The 18,625-nt window shown below is 66.4% G+C and carries 28 protein-coding genes; 6 read left to right on the top strand and 22 right to left on the bottom strand.

The features are described 5' to 3' along the window. Nucleotides 1-45: 45 nt before the first annotated feature. Entirely contained in the window at nt 46-3,573 is a 3,528-nt protein-coding gene (locus INQ48_20700) for a transglutaminase family protein (GenBank protein QRF55791.1), read from the bottom strand. Between the two features lie 121 nt (nt 3,574-3,694). On the opposite strand from INQ48_20700, the gene INQ48_20695 reads away from it, so the two are divergent. Then, nucleotides 3,695-6,208 (top strand): DNA internalization-related competence protein ComEC/Rec2, encoded by a 2,514-nt coding sequence (locus tag INQ48_20695; GenBank protein QRF55790.1) that lies wholly within the window; start codon nt 3,695-3,697, stop codon nt 6,206-6,208. Here INQ48_20695 and INQ48_20690 read toward each other — a convergent pair. The 20 genes from INQ48_20690 to INQ48_20595 form a co-directional block, all read right to left on the bottom strand. Next, a complete protein-coding gene (locus tag INQ48_20690) occupies nt 6,136-6,669 on the bottom strand; it encodes an ead/Ea22-like family protein (protein QRF55789.1) in 534 nt (177 codons plus the stop codon). The two genes, INQ48_20695 and INQ48_20690, sit on opposite strands and share 73 nt — an antisense overlap. Beyond that, nucleotides 6,659-7,003: a hypothetical protein gene (locus tag INQ48_20685; GenBank protein ID QRF55788.1), complete on the bottom strand. Its 345-nt coding sequence runs from the start codon at nt 7,001-7,003 to the stop codon at nt 6,659-6,661. The genes INQ48_20690 and INQ48_20685 overlap by 11 nt, the downstream gene beginning before the upstream one ends. Then, nucleotides 6,990-7,259, bottom strand: a complete 270-nt coding sequence (locus INQ48_20680) for a hypothetical protein (GenBank protein ID QRF55787.1) — start codon at nt 7,257-7,259, stop codon at nt 6,990-6,992. The genes INQ48_20685 and INQ48_20680 overlap by 14 nt, the downstream gene beginning before the upstream one ends. Further along, a complete protein-coding gene (locus tag INQ48_20675) occupies nt 7,256-7,654 on the bottom strand; it encodes a hypothetical protein (GenBank protein QRF55786.1) in 399 nt (132 codons plus the stop codon). The genes INQ48_20680 and INQ48_20675 overlap by 4 nt, the downstream gene beginning before the upstream one ends. Continuing rightward, a complete protein-coding gene (locus INQ48_20670; GenBank protein ID QRF55785.1) occupies nt 7,654-8,457 on the bottom strand; it encodes a hypothetical protein in 804 nt (267 codons plus the stop codon). Before INQ48_20670 ends, INQ48_20675 begins: the two co-directional genes overlap by 1 nt. Further along, nucleotides 8,450-8,872, bottom strand: a complete 423-nt coding sequence (locus tag INQ48_20665) for a hypothetical protein (protein ID QRF55784.1) — start codon at nt 8,870-8,872, stop codon at nt 8,450-8,452. Before INQ48_20665 ends, INQ48_20670 begins: the two co-directional genes overlap by 8 nt. Continuing rightward, entirely contained in the window at nt 8,865-9,104 is a 240-nt protein-coding gene (locus INQ48_20660) for a hypothetical protein (protein ID QRF55783.1), read from the bottom strand. Before INQ48_20660 ends, INQ48_20665 begins: the two co-directional genes overlap by 8 nt. Continuing rightward, the gene (locus INQ48_20655) at nt 9,101-9,619 is read right to left on the bottom strand and encodes a hypothetical protein (protein QRF55782.1); all 519 of its coding nucleotides are present in this window, start codon (nt 9,617-9,619) and stop codon (nt 9,101-9,103) included. The genes INQ48_20660 and INQ48_20655 overlap by 4 nt, the downstream gene beginning before the upstream one ends. Continuing rightward, on the bottom strand, nt 9,616-10,164 hold the full coding sequence (locus INQ48_20650; protein QRF55781.1) for a DUF1364 family protein: 549 nt from the start codon (nt 10,162-10,164) through the stop codon (nt 9,616-9,618). The genes INQ48_20655 and INQ48_20650 overlap by 4 nt, the downstream gene beginning before the upstream one ends. After that, complete coding sequence (locus tag INQ48_20645; GenBank protein ID QRF55780.1) at nt 10,164-10,808, bottom strand: hypothetical protein; 645 nt, start codon at nt 10,806-10,808, stop codon at nt 10,164-10,166. The genes INQ48_20650 and INQ48_20645 overlap by 1 nt, the downstream gene beginning before the upstream one ends. Before the next feature lie 139 nt (nt 10,809-10,947). Continuing rightward, the gene (locus INQ48_20640) at nt 10,948-11,301 is read right to left on the bottom strand and encodes a hypothetical protein (protein ID QRF55779.1); all 354 of its coding nucleotides are present in this window, start codon (nt 11,299-11,301) and stop codon (nt 10,948-10,950) included. 11 nt (nt 11,302-11,312) lie between these two features. Then, on the bottom strand, nt 11,313-11,585 hold the full coding sequence (locus INQ48_20635; protein ID QRF55778.1) for a hypothetical protein: 273 nt from the start codon (nt 11,583-11,585) through the stop codon (nt 11,313-11,315). Then, nucleotides 11,586-11,894: a hypothetical protein gene (locus tag INQ48_20630; protein QRF55777.1), complete on the bottom strand. Its 309-nt coding sequence runs from the start codon at nt 11,892-11,894 to the stop codon at nt 11,586-11,588. Next, complete coding sequence (locus INQ48_20625; protein ID QRF55776.1) at nt 11,891-12,052, bottom strand: hypothetical protein; 162 nt, start codon at nt 12,050-12,052, stop codon at nt 11,891-11,893. The genes INQ48_20630 and INQ48_20625 overlap by 4 nt, the downstream gene beginning before the upstream one ends. 199 nt (nt 12,053-12,251) lie before the next feature. Continuing rightward, nucleotides 12,252-12,503 carry a hypothetical protein gene (locus INQ48_20620; GenBank protein QRF55775.1) on the bottom strand — a complete coding sequence of 84 codons (252 nt, stop codon included), beginning with the start codon at nt 12,501-12,503 and terminating at the stop codon, nt 12,252-12,254. Next, entirely contained in the window at nt 12,503-13,456 is a 954-nt protein-coding gene (locus tag INQ48_20615) for a hypothetical protein (protein ID QRF55774.1), read from the bottom strand. The genes INQ48_20620 and INQ48_20615 overlap by 1 nt, the downstream gene beginning before the upstream one ends. 294 nt (nt 13,457-13,750) lie before the next feature. Continuing rightward, complete coding sequence (locus tag INQ48_20610) at nt 13,751-14,374, bottom strand: BRCT domain-containing protein (protein ID QRF55773.1); 624 nt, start codon at nt 14,372-14,374, stop codon at nt 13,751-13,753. A gap of 3 nt (nt 14,375-14,377) precedes the next feature. Then, entirely contained in the window at nt 14,378-14,752 is a 375-nt protein-coding gene (locus INQ48_20605) for a hypothetical protein (GenBank protein QRF55772.1), read from the bottom strand. A 72-nt stretch (nt 14,753-14,824) separates the two neighbouring features. Next, on the bottom strand, nt 14,825-15,175 hold the full coding sequence (locus tag INQ48_20600; protein QRF55771.1) for a hypothetical protein: 351 nt from the start codon (nt 15,173-15,175) through the stop codon (nt 14,825-14,827). Nucleotides 15,176-15,184: 9 nt separating this feature from the next. Beyond that, nucleotides 15,185-15,847: a helix-turn-helix transcriptional regulator gene (locus INQ48_20595; GenBank protein ID QRF55770.1), complete on the bottom strand. Its 663-nt coding sequence runs from the start codon at nt 15,845-15,847 to the stop codon at nt 15,185-15,187. A 71-nt stretch (nt 15,848-15,918) separates the two neighbouring features. On the opposite strand from INQ48_20595, the gene INQ48_20590 reads away from it, so the two are divergent. Beyond that, a complete protein-coding gene (locus INQ48_20590; GenBank protein QRF55769.1) occupies nt 15,919-16,206 on the top strand; it encodes a hypothetical protein in 288 nt (95 codons plus the stop codon). 350 nt (nt 16,207-16,556) lie between these two features. Here the strand turns inward: INQ48_20590 and INQ48_20585 are convergent, their stop codons facing one another. Then, entirely contained in the window at nt 16,557-16,916 is a 360-nt protein-coding gene (locus INQ48_20585) for a hypothetical protein (GenBank protein ID QRF55768.1), read from the bottom strand. A 91-nt stretch (nt 16,917-17,007) separates the two neighbouring features. Here INQ48_20585 and INQ48_20580 point away from each other — a divergent pair, with 91 nt between their 5' ends. The 4 genes from INQ48_20580 to INQ48_20565 all read left to right on the top strand — a co-directional run bounded on the left by INQ48_20580 (nt 17,008) and on the right by INQ48_20565 (nt 18,624). Continuing rightward, complete coding sequence (locus INQ48_20580) at nt 17,008-17,217, top strand: hypothetical protein (GenBank protein QRF55767.1); 210 nt, start codon at nt 17,008-17,010, stop codon at nt 17,215-17,217. Between the two features lie 83 nt (nt 17,218-17,300). Then, nucleotides 17,301-17,786, top strand: a complete 486-nt coding sequence (locus INQ48_20575) for a hypothetical protein (protein ID QRF55766.1) — start codon at nt 17,301-17,303, stop codon at nt 17,784-17,786. Further along, nucleotides 17,786-18,445, top strand: a complete 660-nt coding sequence (locus tag INQ48_20570) for a site-specific DNA-methyltransferase (protein ID QRF55765.1) — start codon at nt 17,786-17,788, stop codon at nt 18,443-18,445. The genes INQ48_20575 and INQ48_20570 overlap by 1 nt, the downstream gene beginning before the upstream one ends. Beyond that, entirely contained in the window at nt 18,442-18,624 is a 183-nt protein-coding gene (locus INQ48_20565; protein QRF55764.1) for a hypothetical protein, read from the top strand. The genes INQ48_20570 and INQ48_20565 overlap by 4 nt, the downstream gene beginning before the upstream one ends. Nucleotide 18,625: the final 1 nt, after the last annotated feature.

Genomic DNA, 18,625 nt, shown 5'->3' with positions numbered 1-18,625 from the left:
ACCCGGCCCGCGCCCCATTGCCGGGGGGCGGGCCGTGGGCGCCGCTCAGCGCCGCAGGTCGAGCGTGAACGGGAATTCGCGGCTGCCGGGCACCTCGATGGTGGCGGCCGGCGTGCGCATCAGCCCCGGCGTGTGGCCGGTGCGCGTGAAGCGCGACATGCGGCGGCTCTCGGCCTCGTAGGCATTGACCGGGAAGGTCTCGTAGTTGCGTCCGCCCGGATGGGCCACGAAGTACTGGCAGCCGCCCAGCGAGCGCTTCATCCAGGTGTCGACCAGGTCGACGGTCAGCGGCGCATGGGCCTTGATGCTCGGATGCAGCGCCGAGGGCGGGTTCCAGGCCTTGTAGCGCACGCCGGCCACGAACTCGCCGGCCACGCCCGTGGGCTGCAGCGGCAGCACGCGGCCGTTGACGGTGACCACGTGGCGGCTCTCGTTGAGGCCGGTCACGCGCACCTCGATGCGCTCGAGCGAGGAGTCGACGTAGCGCACCGTGCCGCCGGCCGAGCCTTCCTCGCCCATCACGTGCCAGGGCTCGAGCGCGTTGCGCAGCGAGAGCTCGACGCCCATCGCCTGCACCTGGCCCACGAGCGGGAAGCGGAACTCGAAGTGCGGCGCGAACCAGTCGGGATCGAAGGCGAAGCCGGCCTGGCGCATCTCGCTGATGACGTCGTCGAAGTCCATCCTGACGAAGGTCGGCAGCAGGAAGCGGTCGTGCAGCTCGGTGCCCCAGCGCGTGACGGGCGCCTTGTAGGGTTCGTCCCAGAAGCGCGCCACCAGCGCGCGGATCAGCAGCTGCTGCGCGATGCTCATGCGCGCATGCGGCGGCATCTCGAAGGCGCGCAGCTCGAGCAGGCCGAGGCGGCCGGTGCTGGAGTCGGGCGAGTAGAGCTTGTCGATGCAGAACTCGCTGCGGTGCGTGTTGCCCGAGACGTCGATCAGGATGTTGCGCAGCGTGCGGTCGACCAGCCAGGCCGGCATGTGCTGGCCGTAGAGCTCGCGGTTCTTCGCGATCTCCTTGAGCGCGATCTCGAGCTCGTAGACCTGGTCGTTGCGCGCTTCGTCGACGCGCGGCGCCTGGCTGGTCGGGCCGATGAACATGCCCGAGAACAGGTAGCTCAGCGACGGATGGTTGTGCCAGTACAGCAGCAGGCTGGCCAGCAGCTCGGGCCGGCGCAGGAAGGGGCTGTCGGCCGGCGTGGCGCCGCCCATCACGAAGTGGTTGCCGCCGCCGGTGCCGGTGTGGCGGCCGTCGGTCATGAACTTCTCGGCCGACAGCCGGGTCTCGAACGCGGCCTGGTAGAGGAATTCGGTGTGGTCGACCAGTTCCTTCCAGTTGTGGGCCGGATGGATGTTGACCTCGATCACGCCGGGGTCGGGCGTGACCTGCAGCATCTTCAGGCGCGGATCGCGCGGCGGCGGGTAGCCTTCCATCACGATGCGCACGCCGAGTTCGCGCGCGGTGGCTTCGACGGCGGCGACCAGGTCGAGGTAGTCCTCGAGGCGCGCCAGCGGCGGCATGAAGACGTAGAGCACGCCCGAGGCGCTGCCCTTCTTCTCGGCCGCCGGGCCGTTGGCGCGGCGCGGGTCGCGCACCTCGACGCACAGCGCGGTGCGCGTGACCCAGTGGGCCGACTCGCCGCGCAGCGGCTGGCGCGTGGCGGCGGTGTCGAGGGTGGCGTCGGCATCGGAATCGGCAGCACTGCCGTCGCCCGGGCCCTCGCCGGTGCCGGTCCCCGGCCCCTGCATGCGCAGCGCGGCGGGCACGGCCGCGGGCGTGCCGAAGGCATAGGGCACGGCGCCCAGGTCGGCACCGCTGCCGCCGGTCGCGCCCACGGTGTAGCGCGCGCGGTAGTCGGCCGCGCTCGGCAGCGCGTCGCGCGCCGCGGTCGGGTCGCGCTCGATCAGGTAGGGGTAGTCGCCCTTGCTGGCCCAGGGTTGCGAGTCGAGCGGCAGGCGGTAGCCCATCGGCGAATCGCCGGGGATCAGGTAGAGCCGGTCGTCGCGCAGGAACCAGGGGCCGGTCTTCCAGGCCGGGCCGTCGAGCGCGGGCGCGTCGCGGTTCGCGTTGCCGGGCTCGATCGGCAGCATGTAGCCGATCACCGCGTCGAGCTTCTGCGTGAACACGCGGCGCAGGCGCACGCGTTCGAGTTCGTCGTCGAGCTTCGAGTCGAAGGGGTCGACGTTGACGGGCAGGCGGCGTTCGCGCCAGAGGTAGTAGTAGATGTCCTCGAAGCCCGGCTGCACGTAGCGGTCGGTCAGGCCGAGCTTGCGCGCCAGCAGGCTGGTGAAGCGGCGCGCGTCCTCGCTGGTGTAGTGGGTCGGGAAGCGTTCGTCGGCGAACAGCTCGGGGTCGTGCCACAGCGTCTGGCCGTCGGCGCGCCAGAAGATCGACAGCGCCCAGCGCGGCAGTTGCTCGCCCGGGTACCACTTGCCCTGGCCGAAGTGCAGGAAGCCGCCCTGGCCGTACTCGGCGCGCAGCTTGTGGACCAGCTCGGTGGCATAGCCGCGCTTGGTGGGGCCGAGCGCGTCGGTGTTCCACTCGGGCGCGTCGCGGTCGCTGGTGGCCACGTAGGTGGGCTCGCCGCCCATCGTGAGGCGCACGTCGCCGGCCTGCAGGCGCTTGTCGACCGCGTCGCCCAGCGCCAGCACCTCGGCCCATTGCTCCTCGGTGTAGGGCTTGGTCACGCGCGGCGATTCGTAGATGCGCGTGACCTTCATGTCATGGCCGAACTCGACCTTCGACTCGTCGACGCCGCCCTCGATGGGCGCCGCGCTCGAGGGCGTGGGCGTGCAGGCCAGCGGGATGTGGCCCTCGCCGGCCAGAAGCCCCGAGGTGGCGTCGAGGCCGATCCATCCGGCGCCCGGCAGGAACACCTCGCACCAGGCGTGCAGGTCGGTGAAGTCGACCGTGGTGCCGCTCGGGCCGTCGAGCGCCTTCACGTCGGGCGTGAGCTGGATCAGGTAGCCCGAGACGAAGCGCGCGGCCAGGCCGCAGTGGCGCAGCAGCTGCACCAGCAGCCAGCCCGAGTCGCGGCAGGAACCGCTGCCGTTGGTGAGCGTTTCTTCCGGCGTCTGCACGCCGGGCTCCATGCGGATCAGGTAGTTGACGTCCTGCTGCACCTGCTGGTTGATGCCGACCAGGAAGTCGATGGTGCGCTGTTCCTTGCGGTCGATCTTGTCGAGGTAGGCCGCGAGCAGTGGCGTGGGTTCCTCGGTGACGAGATAGGGCGCGAGCTCCTCGGCCTGCGAGGGCGTGTACTTGAACGGGAAGTTCTCGGCCTGCGGCTCGAGGAAGAAGTCGAAGGGGTTGTAGACCGCCATCTCGACCACGAGGTCGACCGTGACCTTGAACTCGCGCGTTTTCTCGGGGAACACGAGCCGCGCCTGGTAGTTGGCGAACGGGTCCTGCATCCAGTTGACGAAGTGCTCCGCCGGTTCGACGCGCAGCGAGTACGAGATGACGTTGCTGCGGCAATGCGGCGCCGGCCGGAGCCGGACGACCTGCGGGCCGAGTTGCACCAGGCGGTCGTATTTGTAGTGGGTGACGTGGTGGAGCGCGGCGTGGATGGACATGCGTTTTTGTGTGCAGTACTGGCAGATTGCATCGAAAAGATGTCTCTGGTGAGACGCATACTAGCCCAGAAGACAAAGCAATTAGCGCGCCACGGAGCGCCGTTGGGGGAGGGTTTGCATCATGGTCGCCAAGGGGGAGCGAGGCGCATCCGATGCCGTCGTGCGCGCGCGCTGCGCCTTCGTCGCGCTCGCGGCAGCGCTCGCGGGCGTGGCGCTGCAGCTGCGGCAGCCGCAGCTGTGGGACGGCATGGTCTACGCGGGTGGACTGCTCGCGGGCATCGCGGGTCTCCGCATGGCCTGGCACGTGCCGCGTCGTGCGTGGATCGCCTGGACCTGCGCCGCGCTCGCCGGCGCGGCGATCGGCGCGGGGCTCGCGGGCGCACGCGCCACGGTCTACGCGGCCGGCGCGCTCGATCCCGCGCTCGAGGGGCGCGACCTGCAACTCGTGGGCGTCGTGTCGCAGATGCCGCAGCGTGGCGAGGCCGGCACGCGCTTCCGCTTCGCCGTCGAGTCCGCGCGCTGGGCCGACCCTGCGAGCACCGGATCGCCCGCGGTGCCCGACCGCATCGCGCTCGGCTGGTATGCCGAGGGCGCCAGCCTCTGGGATGGTCCCGCCGATGGGGCCGCGTCCGCTCCCTTGCCCGAGAGCCCCGTGCATGCCGGCGAGCGCTGGCGCCTGACCGTGCGCCTCAAGGCGCCGCACGGCCATCGCAATCCGCACGGCTTCGACAGCGAGCTGTGGATGTGGGAGCAGGGCCTGCGCGCCAGCGGCCATGTGCGCCTCGGCGCGCGCGACGAGGCACCCGCGCGGCTGGCCCTCACGGGGCGGCATCCGATCGAGCGCGCACGCGAGGCCGTGCGCGACGCCATCTTCGAACGCGTGCCCGAGCGCTTCGGCGCGGGCGTGATCGCCGCGCTGGTTACGGGCGACCAGGGCGCGATCGACCGCGAGGGCTGGGACGTCTTCCGCGCCACCGGCGTGGCCCACCTGATGTCGATCTCGGGCCTGCACGTGACCCTGTTCGCGTGGCTCGCCGCGCACGTCGTCGGCGCGCTCTGGCGCCGCAGCCCGCGGCTGATGCTGCGGCTGCCGGCGCAGCGCGCGGCGCTCGTGGGCGGCGTGCTGCTGGCCACGCTCTATGCGCTGTTCAGCGGCTGGGGCGTGCCGTCGCAGCGCACGGTCTGGATGCTCGCGACCGTCGCGCTGCTGCGCCTCACCGGGCGGCGCTGGCCCTGGCCGCACGGCTGGCTGCTGACCGCGGCGGTGGTGGTCGCGCTCGATCCCTGGGCCCTGATGCAGGCCGGTTTCTGGCTCAGCTTCGTGGCGGTGGGCGTGCTGTTCGCCACCGACGCGGGGCTGCCCGGCGACACGCGAGCGGGCCTGCGCGCACGGCTGTGGCGGCTGCTGCGCGAGCAGTGGACGATCACGCTCGCGCTCACGCCCCTGAGCCTGCTGCTGTTCCAGCAGGTGTCGCTGGTCGGGCTGGTGGCCAACCTGGTCGCGATCCCCTGGGTCACGCTGGTGATCACGCCGCTGGCGATGCTCGGCACCGTCGCCGCGCCGCTGTGGGACCTCGCGGCGCGCGCGGTGTGGGCCCTGGGGCTGCTGCTGTCGTGGCTCGCGGTGCTGCCGTTCGCCAGCGTCTCGATGGCCGCGCCGCCGGCGTGGCTCGCGGCCTGCGGCGTGGCGGGCGGCGTGCTGGTGGCGATGCGGCTGCCGTGGTCGCTGCGCGCGCTGGGCCTGCCGCTGCTGCTGCCGGTGCTGCTGTGGCAGCCGGCGCGTCCCGCCCTCGGCGAGTTCGAACTGCTCGCGGCCGACGTCGGCCAGGGCAACGCGGTGCTGGTGCGCACCGCGAACCACAGCCTGCTCTACGACAGCGGCCCGCGCTACAGCCTCGAGAGCGACGCCGGCCAGCGCGTGCTGGTGCCGCTGCTGCGCGCCCTGGGCGAGCGGCTCGACCTGCTGGTGCTGAGCCACCGCGACAGCGACCACACGGGCGGCGCGAGCGCCGTGCTCGCGACGCATCCGCGCGCCGGCTTGCTGAGTTCGATCGAGGCTGGGCACCCGCTGCAGTCGCAGCGTCCCGCGCGGCGCTGCGAGGCGGGCCAGCGCTGGACCTGGGATGGCGTGGATTTCGAACTGCTGCATCCGCAAGCCGGCGACTACCTGTTCTTCACGCGGCCCAATGCCATCTCGTGCGTGCTGCGCATCGGCAACGGCCGCGCGACCGCGCTGCTGGCCGGCGACATCGAGCGGCTGCAGGAGGCCGCGCTGCTCGAGCGCCTGCCCGAACGGCTGCGCGCCGACGTGCTGCTGGTGCCGCACCACGGCAGCGGAATCCAGTGTTTATGCGGGTTGCAGCCCGGTGTGCGGGATTTTTGCGGGCTTCGCGGTTCTGCGGTGAACGTAGGCGCGCACCTCAGCCCGTATCCAAAGCCTGTTTCTGGGCGTGCTCGTCGGCGCTTCGGCAGGGAATCCGGGCAGTTTAACCAGCACGTCCCGCGCGTGCCGGAGGCCGCAACGATGCATTTCGGCGATGTCCTGGAGCGTCATCAGGTCGTTCATGGCTTTTCCTTCCCCTCTTTCCCCTCCCTGATCTGCCGAGCGATGCGCTGCCCTTCGGTGGAGGGGTAGCGTGGGGATGGCTTGGGCTGGTCGGTGGTCGCGTCCAGGTTGATCGTTGACAGGTCATAGAGCAGGTCAACGATGCGTTCGGCATCTTCATCCTTGAGGACGGCCGTTTCGTCGTCGCGCGCGCTGATGTAGAACGCGGCGATGAGCAGGTCTGTGCACTGGGCCGCGGTCAGCTTCGGCCGCTCCGCATCCTCCCTGAGCGCCGCAATCTCTGCGTCCCGTGCCTCAAGGGCTGCGAGGATGGTGGTGATGGCCTCGGGGTTGCAGGCGGCGATGAAGCGAGCGTCTCGTTCCGCATGCAGCGAGACCACTGGACGGCACACGAGTCCGGGATATTCCTCTGGGCCAACCAGGAGGAAGTCTGAGTCTTCGTCATCTCCAGCGATCCAAGGCCCCGGCGTAGGCCCTGCGGCCAGCGCCTCGCGAATCGCCTGCATGGCGGCGTGGATGTCAGTGGTCATGGGAGGGGTCCTTCTGCACAGGAATGTCGTGTTCCTTGGCCTCTGCGATCAAGGTCTCGATGATCTGCCTGCTGGCGCCAAGCCGGTGAGCGCGGCCCCAATCGCAGAAGATGGTCAAGGCGTCGCCGTCATCTCGGACTGCGGCCTTTGTGGGATGGAGCTTGCGAAACGGCTTGTCGCTGATCGGTAGCGACGTGAAGTACGTGCCGCGCTGGGGTGCTGGTTCCGTCGAGTACAGGCCCAGCACGAACGAGCCGTCATCGGTAAAGCCGATCTCATCGCCCCCGAAGAATGTGCGTCCTTCCCAGTGGATAGGTTCGTCAGTTCGCAGCATCGCCGTTCTCCTTCTTGAGCGCCCGGATGGCGGAAATTCGGGCTTCGAACACAGCCGCAGCCTCTGCATAGGCATCGGCGACGTAGCAAGCGGGCACGCCCATGTAGCTTTTGCGAAAGGCATTGCGTGCGCGCTTCTCGCTGGCGCGTAGCTCCTTCGCGTGGTGCTGCAGGCTGTTCAAGACCCACGGCCGGCGCGTCTCGCACTGGGCCCAGTCGGTTTCCGGAGGCATCGGCACTTCCTCGAAGGGGGTCATGCGTTGGGCTCCAGCTGCTGCCCGCAAAACAGGCGCTCCATGTGGTCGAGGGCCTTCTGCGCCTTGTCCTCAGTGGACAGGCCACTGATCGTCATCGTGGCCCGGAACGTGCCGTACTCATCACGTTCGTAAGCGAGGGTGATGGTTGGATCAAGCGACTGACCGACCGCGGGCCGCACGATCTCGGGCTGGCCTTCGGTCACCGTGACAACCCAGCGCTTTTCGCCACCTTCGACCGCAAATGAGCCGCCGTGATATTCGGCCTTGTCGATCACGGCCTTGAGCACGTCGCTGGTGACGTCGGCCTTCACGCCAACGAAGTTGCTCCCGTCCTTGCTGACGCGGCCAGAGACGATGCGCCCGGTCAGCGCTGTGCATGCGATACGGTTGGCCATCACTTCGTCTCCCCCGCTTGCGCAGGTGCTGCCACGGCCGGGGGCGTGAGGCTTTGATCAAGAGGGATCGATATGCAGTAAGCGAACAGAGCATCTTCTGCACTTCGCCTTTCCGGCGTGTTTTCATTTTTTCGAATGTCCCGCACGCGCAAATCGGCCCAGTGACTCGCGAGTTTGAAGACCATCCTTCGGACTTCGTCGTGCTGCACGGGCGCGGGATGGGCGAGGGCGGCGCCCGCTTGGAAGCAACGCCATGCAATGGTGCGAATGGTGACGGGGCGTCCGCACTGTTCTTCGTACACCGCATCGAAGGCCGAGCGTTCATCCGTTGCCGGCGCGGCCGGTATAGCGGCGGGAGCGGTGGCGGTGATCAAGCGAATGACATCGGCTTTGACCTCGCACCACGTCACATCCTCGGCTGAGAAGCCGCGCTGCGACCAGTCTTTGAATCGGCGGTAGAGGCCGGAGACGATTTCGTTCACGCGCGGGTCGTCTTGCAGGTCCAGCCAGCCTGCAGGAGCCTCGGTGCTGGCGCCCTGCCCGTGCACCGCTGCGGGCGGGTGGGCGTAAGCAGGCACTGTGTAGCGTGCTTGGTTGTGAGCCGGCCACGAGGCTCGGCGCGAGCTGGTCACGGCTTCGTCGGCCTGTAGGTCGATCCACGCCACCGGGGCCGCTTCGCCTGCATTGGTGGAGAGGGCCGAGACATCGACGGGCCCGAGGCGGTGCCACTTCGGATCCCCCGTGGTGTCGGGGTTGACGGCATACCGGCCGTCCTCGTGCTCGAAAAGAAGGGCTTCAGCCATGTTGTTCTCCTGTGGGTGCGGGGGAGGGCGCTTCCAGATAGATCGCCCGCATCTTTGAAGGCGTCATGGGCGTCGGCTTCGCGTAGATGCCGATGACCACGGCGGCGGACTTGATTTCGGTCCAAGACTTGCGGCTGTTTTCGACGGGATGGTGCGGTCCGCCGTCGTAGAGGCCGCCCAGCGTGCCGTTTGACATCCGGTAGTAGGGCGTCGTTCGGCTCAGGTCTACAGCGACACGTTCCGGCACGGCGATGCACTCCGAGGCCGTGCAGATGCGTCGAGCCTCGTCTTCGGTGTAGCGGCCGGCCTTGGTCGTGCAGATGGTGTAGCCGCGGCTGTCTGGGTTCCACCAACAGATGTGCTCATACGCTCTGTTGGTGTGGCCGCAGTGAGCGATCAGGAACCTGTCAGCCATGGCTCTTCCCCTCTCCGATTGCGGCAGCGGCGCGGGTGACTCGGGGTTGGCGAACGCCTCTGATCGCGTTGGCGGCCTCGCTCAGCACGTTCTCGTAGCCCATCTCAAGCGCTTCGTCGTACTCGAGGCCGTATTTCTTCTCGCAGACCTTCGCCAGCTTGTCCGGCGGCATGTAGGCCGTGATGCGCTTCAGGGCCGTATACAGCTTCTCGGCGAGCTCCCTGTCAGTCATGCTCCTTCTCCCGGGGTGGGGCGGGCCTTGGCGAGGTGGTCATCAACCCACTTGCGCATGCGGTTCCAGCGCATCCTGGCGACAAGCTCCCAAGGGCGGTCGACCCGAACAGTGACGCGATGGCGCTCCCAACGACGAATAGGGCCGCAGATCTCTACATCGACCCAGTCGTAGGCACTGACGCCCTCGTCGTTCTCGTAGACGATCTCTCGCACCATGGCGGGCGCAAGGTTGAACGCCTTGGCGACGGCATCCCAGTCGTCAGGATCGATTGGCGCCATGTCGAGGCCGCGCGCCTGGCCGAGCACGCCGAGCGTGCATAACTCGCCATCGGCCGTGACCAGCGATTCGGCCGCGAGCACCTTGGCCGGCATTGCGTCCATGGCTGCGGCCAGCTCGCGCAGCGCGGCCTGCCCGCGCGTGCCGCGGATCGCGGAGGCGATTTGCCCTTGCCAGCGGCCCATTGCGAGCACGTCGTCGCAATCGCCGTCGTCGATGTATCCGCTTCGACTCATGATTCTTCCTTCGTGGAGCGCGCTGCAGCCAGCGCATGGAGGATGTCGAGCGCCCGGCCGGCCGCGGCGCGGTCTTTGGGGCTCGCAGTGGTGCTGGCGGCGATGGCCTGCCAGTGGGTGACCTGCTCGATGTGAGCGACGAGGAACAGAAGCTCGCGTTCCTGGCCCGAGGCGGACGGGTCGCGATCGAGGTAGGCATGGCACCTGGCGCAGCCCCAGACGCTGAAGCAGTCGTCAGCCTTGCGCGATAGGCCCTTGCCGTGGATCGACATGTTGGAGTGGCATGCGACGGTCGTTTCGCGGTCGTCGTTGCACACGGGGGAGCGCAACAGGCAGGGTTTGCCGCGGGCCATCGCCAGCAGCGTCGGGTCTTCCCATGCCGTCGTCTTGTCGATGCTGGGCATGGGGCTCGAGCAGTCGGCCATGACCGCGCGGCGCGTGGCCGGGCGCGGTGGCGGCGATGGCAGGCGCACGCGCTCTGGGCGCTTGAACCCGGTTTGCGCCAACGCCTTGCGCGCCTTGAGGCCGACGGTTCTTTTCAGCATCAGTGCGCCTGCTCGACTTTGATGGGCAGTTGGGCAGCCAGCTCGTTGTGGCGGGCGAGGAAAGCTGCCTTCCACTGGCGCCAGGTCATCGCCTCGCGCTCGACCGAGTTCAGGCTCACCCAGTCGACGGGAAGAACCGCGTCGCGCTCGAGGTCGCGCAGGACGGGCCACGGCGCGTTGGTTGCCGGGTTGAATTTCGTCAGGTCCCGGCGCTCGGTGGCGAGGGCCACGCCATCGATGCGATGGATATCCCGTGCGTAGCTCTTGAAGTAGCCGACGACGCGGAAATGCCTGTGCATCTCTTGTTCGTGCTGGGACTCGAAGATGCGCCAGGCCCGCACGCCGCCCGCGCAGTCACTGATCTTGTTGATCACGCGCTTGATCGGGCTGGACATGTCGCCGGTCACGAACTCGTGCGCGTCATGCATCAGCGCAAGCCACTGCAGGATCGGCGCTGCGCCCTCGCGCTGGGCGATCTCGCTGCAGAGTAGCGAGTGCTCTGCATCGCTGTACGGTCGCAACGTTGCGCCGCCGAAGCGATTGATCATCGCCAGATGGTGGGCGATGTCTTCGATGTCGATGGGCCGCTCCATGTGGCCGTCGAAGTAGTAGTCGCGGCCCGAGGCCAGCAGCATCCATTCCATGAAGGTTCTCCGAGACGTGGGTGTGCTCACGCCCAGCGCCAGAAGGCGCGGGCCGCGAGGGCGAGGAGGAAGAAGGGGACGAGCAGGGCATCACGCACGAGGCGCATGCGCGTGCCGCGGAGGATCTGGCGGCGCGTCTTCATTGCGTCACCGGCTCTTCGTACATGACGACGGCGGCGTCGACGAGCGGGCCGACGGTGATGCGGCCCTCGCGCTCGGCGCGGTCGGCCTTGGTGATCTCGACCCATTCGAAGGTCGCGCCGCTGCCGAAGACGCGCCAGTAGGCCTGCCGGCGCGTGCCCTTGCGACGGATCCACAACTCGATCCGCGGCGCCTCGGCGGCCATGGCCTCGTGCTTCGCCAGGAAGCTGCGGCTGAACGCACTGAACAGCCCGGGCCGGCCGGCATCGAGCCACGCTTGGCGCACGGTGTCGACATCGAGAGTCCGCGCCGAGGAGGTGGCAACGGATGCGAGGGAGAAGCCTTGGTCCATGTGGCGGCCTTTCAGAACGGGCACGCACTCGCGGTGCGCGCGGTGGTGGAGAGGGAGATCTCGAGCGCGATCTCGAAGACCTCTTCGTCGGATGCGCCGGAGCGCGATGCGAGGAGGGCGGCGCTCATGGGATTGCGCTCGCAGTAGGGCGAGCCCGGGCGGTGCTCGAAGTGGTAGCCGCCGCAGCGGCAGAGGCGGTGCCCGGTCTCGCGCAGGTGCTGGGTGAAGAGGCCGTGGCTGCGCCGCCGCGTGCGGCACTCGGGGCAGCGGAAGAGGAAAGCCATTTAGTCCGACGCCTCTTCGAGCTTCGATAGCGCTCTGGTCAATTGGTCCAGAGCGCTGCCGGCATAGAAAGCAGACGGCGTAACGAGCGCAAGCGAATGAACAGCGCTCTGCGCGGCGCTGATGATTTCAGGCAGTGCTGCTATCGCACGCGCGTTGGCCGCGTACTCCTTGGCTCGAATCGGATACGCAATGCTTGGAAGTGTTGCGATGCGAGATTCGCGCGCATCGCAACCAAGCTTGGCGTAGACGCCATAGTCGCCGGTTAGCTTTGCCAGACGCCAAGGGCCGCGAGTGAAATGAACACTCATGCCGCGCTCCCGGTGGCCTTGGCAATGGCGGCGCGTGCGGCGTTGATACGTCGCACAGCGTCGTCGCGTTCCAGACTGTGGCGAGCACGCCAGAAATCGGCCCACGCGATCACAAGCGCGTCTTCTGGCTCCAACCCCGGCGTGTGCGCGGCGCTCATGCGGACCTCCAGGCGTGAAGCTGGGGGCTGGCACGGCGTCTCTGAACGCGGCCCATCACGCCGACATCCGAGCGGGCGATCGACCAGCGGCACGAGTGCCCGGCGACGCAGAGCCACTGGCCGAGCGGCTCAGTGAAAAAGATCTGGCCCCACAGGTAGCTGTGGCCATCGGCGCGAGCCGGAGTCTGCTGCGCCGCGCTCACGATGCGCACTCCTCGAGGCGCTGCACTTCGGCGATGGGGCAGTTCCCGGTCTGCTTGTAGGCCTTGCGGTGGGCCTCTTCGTTGCTGCGAGCGCGCACGCGCACGCTGGGCAGATGGTTGCTCTCGTTGGAGACGGGCAAGCCGTCACGATCAAGCGGGTGGTAGATGCACAGGTAGCTGCGCAGGCCGTCGGCGCGGGCGCGCACGCGGCCCGGCCGCGCGGTGGCGAGGTTCGGTGCGCCGTACATCACTCCACCTCGGCTTCGACGAAGGCGCCTTGCGCGTCGAGCGAGTACCAAGTGTCCGGCTTGATGCCGTCCTGGCCGACGATGGCCGCCTTGGCGTGGATGATCTTGAAATCGTCGTCGCGGAAGACGAGGAAGAGCGCATTGCCCTCGGCGCCTTTCACGCGGCCCGCATAGCCGCTGGCCATGGCCGCGCCGTACTCGCCCGTGCTGCTGGCCGCGCCGTACTCGCCCGTGCTGCTGGCCGCGCCGTACTCGCCCGTGCTGCTGGCCGCGCCGCGGTAGCCCGTGCTGCTGGCCGCGCCCTGGTTGCCCGTGCTGCTGGCCGCGCCCTGGTAGCCCGTGCTGCTGGCCGCGCCGCGGTTGCCCGTGCTGCTGGCCGCGCCGTACTCGCCCGTGCTGCTGGCCGCGCCCTGGTAGCCCGTGCTGCTGGCCGCGCCGCGGTTGCCCGTGCTGCTGGCCGCGCCGCGGTTGCCCGTGCTGCTGGCCGCGCCGCGGTTGCCCGTGCTGCTGGCCGCGCCCTGGTTGCCCGTGCTGCTGGCCGCGCCGTACTCCACGTCTGAGAAGGCCGGCGAAGCGGGATCGATGGGCTTGCAGCGGCTGGTCGTGTACTCGATCGCCGCCTTCACGATGTCGAAGAAGCCGATCTCGACCTTGAGCGAGATCTTGGAGCTGGCGACTTTGCTGTCGTCGCTGTGGCGGCTCAGCGTGCCGGACTGCTCGACAACGGCGAACTTGTTTCCGGCCGGAGCGTAGTAGGCGAAGACATCGAGCGGGTACTCGCAAGCATGGAAGCCCGATTGGCAGGCGACGGCATCGCCCTTGTGCTCGAACGTCTTGCCCATCTCGTACTGGAAGTCGCGGCACTTCCAGTCGGGGCCGAAGCCCTTGAACGAGGTGATGGTCTGCGCTGGAGCTTCTTGCTCAGCCGTCGAGCCCTTCTTCTTGGATGCCATGTGCCCATCTCCATGTAACCGCCGCGGTGTGCAGCGCATGGAGTTATTACATCAAACGGTGTTGTTGATGTCAACATCAAATGATGTATGTTCGAACTGTGTTTTATGACTCCGCAGTCAGTAAGAATCCGGCAACAAGGGTGCTACCGCGGTGGCGCTCAAGGCTGCCGGAGGGCGATTGGACGCGCGCAACAAGGCGCCGGCGTTCCGAGGTTGCCCAACCCCCGGGGCAGTGCTGCGCGACGTCCTGGAAAGCCAGGGGGCGGCGAACAGCCGCAAAAGGACCTGCGCGGCCTATGCCGCCTTCACTACCATTGACGAAGCCCAAGTGTCCTCGTGCACGATCAACAATGGGATGCCCGCTTGCTTGTGCAGTATGGCTTTCTCGATCTTGGTGCCGAAGCTTCCATGTTTCCATTCGGGGCTGCCCATGCCGCCGACGACAAGATAGTGAAGCTTTTTGCTGACGTTGGCGATGTTGCCGCCCCGACTGAGCACCGCCACCTCGCACGAACTCCGAGGGCCGAACACGAAGTCTCCGGTGAAGCAGAACGCTTTTTCTTTGAATTCGATCACTTCAGGACGATCAATCGGAAGCTCTGTGACATGTGAAGACCCAGCAACCTCGTCCAGTCGACCGCCGAGCAATTGCGTGAGCGTTTCTTGCAGATGGCTGCGTTCCTCAAAGCTGATGTGGCCATCGGCCAGTGCGTGTTCGATCTGCCCGTAGATCACCGAGCCGGGCCAGGTCAGAGAGACGCTTTCCGATTCGCGAAGCCACGTTCGCAGGAACATGATCTCTTGATCGTTGATGGCGCCGTCGGCCAGAATTCCCTGCACGATGCCTACGAGTGCAGCGCAGGAAGTGCGCATCTCGTTTCGAAACGCTGCGGCTTGTCGGGCGTAGATGTTGGACATTGTTTAGCCCTCCTCGGACGCCGCAGAAAACAGCTTGGACGAATCGCCAGTGAAGGTCACGATCATCCCCGTTCTGCTGCATTCAAGGGTCGCGCCTAGCTCCAAGTCGATGCTCAGATCTTGATGCCGCAGCCCCTGCCACATTGCCAAATAGTTCAGCGATCCGAGCTTGTAAATGTTCTTCAGGCGCTTAGCGCAGCCCCCGACCCATGGAAGAACTGGCAACTCCCCAGCCGCAGCCGCGTCAGCTGCTGGGTTGTCCGCGTGCCGCATTTCAATACCGCGCAGCCAGGAAGTGACCAGCCCTTTTTCCGGGGTTCCCCATCGATCCTCCCAGCTTTCGCTGGGATCAGGCTGATCTGCAAATGCTACGTGCATCTATCACCTCCTCGGCTTCGTTTGGTCATGCGGCACGACAGATGTGCCGCATGTGATCGCTTTGCTGTGAGATCAGAATTTGGGTGTGGGCGGCGTAGCCTTCTCGCAGCTACCCCGACCGGGGAGCACCACCTCTCCTTGGTAGAGACTCGAAACAGTGATCTCCCCAGAGTTGCGGTCGATGACTGTTGTTTGCGTAAAGGACCCGATTTGCTGGCTGCTCGAGTAGCGCTCGTTAGACATGACCAGCGGGCGAGCAACTCCATTGACTCGCATGTAGTTTGCTTCGGGGTCGATCACGACCCACGTCTCGGATTGAACGCCGTCCTTCAAGTCTTTGACGGTGCAGCGCAAGGTGGTCTGAGCTGCAAGCGCGTGGCCCACCTGAAAAAAAGCGATTCCTGCGAGCACTAGATGGCGCATCGCACCTCCTTAAAGCATGTTGCCGGTCCAAACCGCACGGCCGATGATCTCGAAGTCCGAAGGGTCCCGGTACACGACGTTCTTGGGTGCGAAATCCGAGTTTTCTGCAGTTGCGAGGATCCCGATTCCGTCCAGGCGGGTAAGTCGCTTTATCAGGAGCTCGCCATCCACGCGAAACGCATAGAAGTGGTTGTTTAGCGTTGTGGTGTCGGCACTGTTGACCAGCACCACCGAGCCGTCCCAGATCTTCGGTTCGTTGCTGACTCCGTCCGCGTCTACCACCAAGGCCTTTCCGCTGGGGATGCCTAGCTTGCGCAGGAAGTCTGCCCTGAACGACAAAGGAGGGCGCTCGTCTTCGTAGTAAACGACCTGGCCATGCCCATTCGAAAACTTCACGTCGACGCGCCGCACTGACACGAACTGAGACTCGGCACCGTCCAGCTCAAAGGCATCCAGGTCATATACAGCAGATTCAATGTCGCGAGCGATCGCGGCGCCGAACGACCCCTTGCCATTTAGGAGGTCGCTGACCTTGTTTGTGGGTTTGCCGATCGCCTTACTAATGGCGGTCACCGCCCAGCTTCCGTTGTCGTTGAGCCAGCCTTTTCGACGGCAGTACTCCCGGAGTGCTTCGCGGCGAGTCTCTGAGAGAGGGTCAGGTTTCGCAGCCATGGGGGCATTTCACCAAGCGGTGTACATCAAACGATGTTGACTTGTAGAACACCGAATGATGTAATGAATGCATGGACATCAAACCGTACTTCTTTGGCCTCGAACCGGCGGAGCGGGAAGTCTTCGCCGCCAACTGCGGAACCACGCGGGGGCACATCCAAAACATCGCCTACGGCTTTCGCAAGGCGACGGCGGAACTTGCCGCACAGTTCGAACGCAACTCGCAGGGTCGGGTGACCGTCGAGGAGACGTTGGCCTCGCATCACTGGATCCGGGTGAAGGACGAATCCTGGCCGCATGCCGATGGCCGCCCCCTGTATGACGTCGCTGCGCCAATCGCCGAAGCAAAGGCAGCCTGACATGCGCAGCACTAGCCACCTTCGCATGAGGCAGTGCCATTCGATGAACGGCCGCGGCCATGGCGTTCCCGTGCCGCCCCTGTACGGCAGCGTCAGGTCCGCGCCGTCATTGATCAGCCGCCACGATCTGAATTCGGCGCGTGCAAGCGCGGAAGCATTCGACGGCATGGTCGACGCGTTTTCCGCGCCCGCCAACGCCATCCAGCGCGTCGCGGCGTATTCCTCAGCGGCGCAGGCTGGTTGGATGAGTCGCGATGAAATTGCTTCCCTCCAGGCCGCCGCCGAGAAGGGCCTTCTGTATCGATTCACTGACGAGCACGGGCGCGAACAGATCTGCGTGATCAAGGAGGCTACTGCGCCGTCGGCTTCTGCTGCGCAGTTTGTTCGTCGGCAATCAAACCGTCGATCAGCCACGTCCGCGAAGAGTCCGGAAAGCGAAAGCCGAGCCAGCCAAAGCTGCTGTGGCGAAGCATCAGCACGCTGCTCCCATCGAGCTGCCCAGCAATCTCCGCTTTCGGGTCGTGCTCGATTGGAATTTCCAGCGCGAGCCCTGGCGGCAGGTCGTCGGGCACTTGCGGCTCTATTCGGGCGCGTCGCCGTCCTAGCGCTGCGATCAGCGCGTCGCATTGCTCCGCGGTCGGAATCACGTTCTTGAATACCGGCGCAAGTTGGCCATTGACCACCCTGAACGACACCAGGATTTCTTCCATGTCTTCCATTTCGTCCGCCCCTCGCGGGGTCCGTGTTGAGGAACTCGGACTCTACCCCGCGGGTGGGCGGACACCTACCGGAGCCCACCCCATGAATCGCCTTCGCGCTTACTTCATCGAGATCGTTGCATCGGCTTGCCTGGTGGCCGCTCTCGCCCTTGGCTACTGGGCTCTTTGCGACACCGCAGGCGAGCGCATGGCTACCGTCCTGGCCGGCCTGATGGTGCTGTGCGCCATCTTGGCCGCGGCGATCTACCACGAGTTCAACACCTGGCACGAGCTCGAGCGCGAAGAGCGCTAGTTGTTTTCCGTTCTTCTCTTCCATTCCTGCATTGCACAGCTTTCGCTGCGCTGCAACAACCTCCAAGCAAGGAGCAATCGGATATGACCCCCAACGACGCATTGCGGCTCATGGTGAAGCAGTTCCCCGGCGGCATCGAGGTTGTCGCCTCGCGCATCGACAAGCCCGAGGAGACGCTTCGCAAGGAGCTGTCGGGCACGGACGCCAAGTTCAAGCTCGGCATGGTGACGGCGCTGCTGATCTCCGACATGTGCATCGAAGCCGGCAGCCCGGACTGCTACGCCTTCATCAACGCGATCAACGGCAAGGGGGCTCGCCTGCTCGAGCTCCCGCTCATCGATCCCTCGATGCTGGGCGACCTGCGGATCAGCGGCGCGACGATCGTTGAGAAGGGCGCCAATGCCTTCAAGGTGCTGAGCGAGGCGCTGCAGGACGGCCACGTCAGCGACAACGAGCGCAAGGCCATCGAGGCGGCCATGGTGGGGCTCGTGGGTGCAGCACAGGGCGTTGTGCGCGGTGCCCAGGCCAACAACGAGGCCGGCAAGCCGGCGCATCTGAGGGCTGCGTGATGCGTGTCGAAACCATCGGCGATGCCACGCTGTACCTGGGCGATTGCATGGAGATTCTGCCGTCCCTCGAGCGCGTGGCGGCAGTGATCACCGACCCGCCTTACGGTATCAGCTTCGCGGCTCAGCCTACGAAATGGCAGCGACGCGCAGGACAGAAGCCGGAAGCGTGGGACGATGCCATTGCGCTGGACATCAACGCTCTGCGCGCTCTCGGCGATGTCCAGATTGTCTGGGGCGGGAACTACTACGACTTGCCTCCCACTCGCGGCTGGCTCTCGTGGTTCAAGCCTGATGCGCCGCCCAGCATGGCGAACTTCGAACTCGCCTGGACGAATCAGGACCGAAACGCTCGGCAGTTGAGCGTATCCATCGGAGCGACCAACGCGGAACGTGTAGGCCACCCCACTCAGAAGCCTCTGGCTTTGATGCGCTGGTGCGTCGAGCAGGCTGGCAGCCCTTCGTCCATTGCCGACTTCTTCATGGGGTCGGGCACCACAGGGGTTGCTGCTGTCGAGGTCGGCGCCAGGTTCATTGGCATTGAGCGCGAGCTCAAATACTTCGACATCGCGTGCCGACGCATCGAGCAGGCGGCGAAGCAAGGCCAGTTGTTCGCACCGGCCTCCAAGGCTCCAGAGCAACTCGGGTTGGAGGCGGCATGAAGCGCCCCGCATTCCCCACCGTTGCTGATGCCAAGGGCATCCGCCACGACCCAGCGCCCAAAGTCCACCGCATTCGCGGCCTGGTACGCGCCACATCCACCGGAATCAGCATCGTCTCGCGTGAGCAAGGCATGGCCGACACGCACCGCCGAGACGCCATCAAGCGAGGAGGTATCTGAC

Origin of the sequence: Variovorax paradoxus, assembly GCA_016806145.1 — a bacterium.
GTDB lineage: Bacteria > Pseudomonadota > Gammaproteobacteria > Burkholderiales > Burkholderiaceae_C > Variovorax.
This window is presented reverse-complemented; position numbering and strand designations above follow the sequence as displayed.

Bases quoted from the DNA above. Each gene is read 5' to 3' on its own strand.
- INQ48_20650 (QRF55781.1), bottom strand. From the start codon at position 10,164: ATGCTGAAAAGAACCGTCGGCCTCAAGGCGCGCAAGGCGTTGGCGCAA.
- INQ48_20615 (QRF55774.1), bottom strand. From the start codon at position 13,456: ATGGCATCCAAGAAGAAGGGCTCGACGGCTGAGCAAGAAGCTCCAGCG.
- INQ48_20680 (QRF55787.1), bottom strand. From the start codon at position 7,259: ATGACCCCCTTCGAGGAAGTGCCGATGCCTCCGGAAACCGACTGGGCC.
- INQ48_20585 (QRF55768.1), bottom strand. From the start codon at position 16,916: ATGGAAGAAATCCTGGTGTCGTTCAGGGTGGTCAATGGCCAACTTGCG.
- INQ48_20595 (QRF55770.1), bottom strand. From the start codon at position 15,847: ATGGCTGCGAAACCTGACCCTCTCTCAGAGACTCGCCGCGAAGCACTC.
- INQ48_20665 (QRF55784.1), bottom strand. From the start codon at position 8,872: ATGGCTGACAGGTTCCTGATCGCTCACTGCGGCCACACCAACAGAGCG.
- INQ48_20655 (QRF55782.1), bottom strand. From the start codon at position 9,619: ATGAGTCGAAGCGGATACATCGACGACGGCGATTGCGACGACGTGCTC.
- INQ48_20625 (QRF55776.1), bottom strand. From the start codon at position 12,052: ATGAGCGCCGCGCACACGCCGGGGTTGGAGCCAGAAGACGCGCTTGTG.
- INQ48_20640 (QRF55779.1), bottom strand. From the start codon at position 11,301: ATGGACCAAGGCTTCTCCCTCGCATCCGTTGCCACCTCCTCGGCGCGG.
- INQ48_20700 (QRF55791.1), bottom strand. From the start codon at position 3,573: ATGTCCATCCACGCCGCGCTCCACCACGTCACCCACTACAAATACGAC.
- INQ48_20580 (QRF55767.1), top strand. From the start codon at position 17,008: ATGAATCGCCTTCGCGCTTACTTCATCGAGATCGTTGCATCGGCTTGC.
- INQ48_20635 (QRF55778.1), bottom strand. From the start codon at position 11,585: ATGGCTTTCCTCTTCCGCTGCCCCGAGTGCCGCACGCGGCGGCGCAGC.
- INQ48_20660 (QRF55783.1), bottom strand. From the start codon at position 9,104: ATGACTGACAGGGAGCTCGCCGAGAAGCTGTATACGGCCCTGAAGCGC.
- INQ48_20670 (QRF55785.1), bottom strand. From the start codon at position 8,457: ATGGCTGAAGCCCTTCTTTTCGAGCACGAGGACGGCCGGTATGCCGTC.
- INQ48_20695 (QRF55790.1), top strand. From the start codon at position 3,695: ATGGTCGCCAAGGGGGAGCGAGGCGCATCCGATGCCGTCGTGCGCGCG.
- INQ48_20630 (QRF55777.1), bottom strand. From the start codon at position 11,894: ATGAGTGTTCATTTCACTCGCGGCCCTTGGCGTCTGGCAAAGCTAACC.
- INQ48_20600 (QRF55771.1), bottom strand. From the start codon at position 15,175: ATGCGCCATCTAGTGCTCGCAGGAATCGCTTTTTTTCAGGTGGGCCAC.
- INQ48_20610 (QRF55773.1), bottom strand. From the start codon at position 14,374: ATGTCCAACATCTACGCCCGACAAGCCGCAGCGTTTCGAAACGAGATG.
- INQ48_20565 (QRF55764.1), top strand. From the start codon at position 18,442: ATGAAGCGCCCCGCATTCCCCACCGTTGCTGATGCCAAGGGCATCCGC.
- INQ48_20590 (QRF55769.1), top strand. From the start codon at position 15,919: ATGGACATCAAACCGTACTTCTTTGGCCTCGAACCGGCGGAGCGGGAA.
- INQ48_20570 (QRF55765.1), top strand. From the start codon at position 17,786: ATGCGTGTCGAAACCATCGGCGATGCCACGCTGTACCTGGGCGATTGC.
- INQ48_20575 (QRF55766.1), top strand. From the start codon at position 17,301: ATGACCCCCAACGACGCATTGCGGCTCATGGTGAAGCAGTTCCCCGGC.
- INQ48_20675 (QRF55786.1), bottom strand. From the start codon at position 7,654: ATGGCCAACCGTATCGCATGCACAGCGCTGACCGGGCGCATCGTCTCT.
- INQ48_20690 (QRF55789.1), bottom strand. From the start codon at position 6,669: ATGACCACTGACATCCACGCCGCCATGCAGGCGATTCGCGAGGCGCTG.
- INQ48_20620 (QRF55775.1), bottom strand. From the start codon at position 12,503: ATGTACGGCGCACCGAACCTCGCCACCGCGCGGCCGGGCCGCGTGCGC.
- INQ48_20645 (QRF55780.1), bottom strand. From the start codon at position 10,808: ATGGAATGGATGCTGCTGGCCTCGGGCCGCGACTACTACTTCGACGGC.
- INQ48_20605 (QRF55772.1), bottom strand. From the start codon at position 14,752: ATGCACGTAGCATTTGCAGATCAGCCTGATCCCAGCGAAAGCTGGGAG.
- INQ48_20685 (QRF55788.1), bottom strand. From the start codon at position 7,003: ATGCTGCGAACTGACGAACCTATCCACTGGGAAGGACGCACATTCTTC.